The sequence below is a fragment of the Kitasatospora sp. NPDC002543 genome, assembly GCF_053594915.1.
This window is the reverse complement of the sequence record NZ_JBSFWR010000240.1, coordinates 1-1,384: the sequence shown is the minus strand read 5'-3', so window position 1 is coordinate 1,384 and position 1,384 is coordinate 1. Positions and strand designations below refer to the sequence as shown.

The window sequence follows — 1,384 nt, the reverse complement described above, 5'->3', positions numbered from 1 at the left end:
AAGCCAGCGCGGTCGCCACCCAGGAGCTCCTCACCATCCAGCCCGGTGGCGGGCGACCTCCCGCCGGCCTTGCCGCGGCCCGCCCGATCGAGCAGGAACTCCTGGCCCGGGGATGCCGGATGCGCACCCTCTACCAGCACACCTCGCGGCATTCCCCCGCCGTGCTGGCCCACTACGAACAGCTGCGCGGCGACGTGGCGGTCCGCACCCTCGACGAGGTCACCGAGCGCCTCGTCCTGCTCGACCGGACCGTCGCGTTCATCCCGGCCAACACGGACCGCACCGTGGCCCTGGAGATACGCCACCCCGCCCTCATCTCCTACCTCATGACGACGTTCGAGCGGCTGTGGCGGCTGGCCACACCCATGTTCCCCGTCGCCGCGCAGCAGCTCCCGGCGAAGGACGGCGTCACCTCCCGCCAGCTCACCATCGCCGCCCTCCTCATCGAGGGCCACACGGACGCCGTCATCGCCGAACGCCTCGGCATGAACATCCGCACGGTCCGCGTCCACATCGCCAAGCTCGCCAGCACGCTCGGCAGCGACAGCCGGGCCCAACTGGGCTATCTCATCGGCCAGTCCGGGATGCTGGAACAGGACCGCTGACCTCCGCGAAAGGATCCGGCAGCCCTCGAACGGGCGAAGTGGATCTCCGTACAACCAACACCCACCCCCGCAGGTCCAACTCCCGTCCGCCCGCACCTCGGCACAGGGAGAAGAACGACACATGCAGGCACTTCAGGCCCACCGGGCCCCCGGCCGCGGACGCGCACTGACGCGCCGCCGCATACCGCTCGCCCTGGTCACCGGCGCCGTCCTCGCCCTCGGATCGGTCGCGCCCGCGAGCGCCGACGAGCCGGAGACGGACGCGCTCTGGATCGCGGCGCCGTACGACCTCGTGCTGCCCGCCGCCGCGGCCGACGGCAGCGCGACGGCGAACACGATCGACGTCAGAATCGGGCACGACAACACGCACAACTCCGTGACGGGCGGCCGGCTCACCGTCGACGCGTCCGAGCTGGCGGGCGTGGCCGACGTGACCTGGCCCGCCACCTGCACCCCGGCCGCCGACCAGACCACCGCGACCTGCGACTTCGGCTCCCTGGACAGCGGCGGCCAGTACGTCGGCGTCGCCGGGATCGGTCTGCGGGCCGCCGCGGGCGCGCCCGCCGACGCCACGGGCACACTGCACTTCACAGCCACCGCGGACAGCTCGTTCGGCCCGCTGACCGGCTACCCCGCCGACACCGCGATCAGCCTCGGAGACGGCCCCGACCTCGGCGTCAGCCAGCTCCCGTACCGCACCGGCGTGCGGCCCGGCACCGACCTCGCGCAGCCCATCCGGCTGACCAACCACGGCAACCGCGCCGCCGACCGCACCCTCC

The 1,384-nt window shown here is 73.0% G+C and carries 1 protein-coding gene and 1 pseudogene; both read left to right on the top strand.

Translation table 11 applies throughout. The features are described from left to right. A partial coding sequence (locus ACWD4P_RS38250; RefSeq protein WP_449782827.1) for a LuxR C-terminal-related transcriptional regulator occupies positions 1 to 605 on the top strand: 605 nt, incomplete at its 5' end. 121 nt (positions 606 to 726) lie between these two features. Then, positions 727 to 1,384, top strand: a pseudogene (locus ACWD4P_RS38245) (hypothetical protein); the annotation flags it as partial.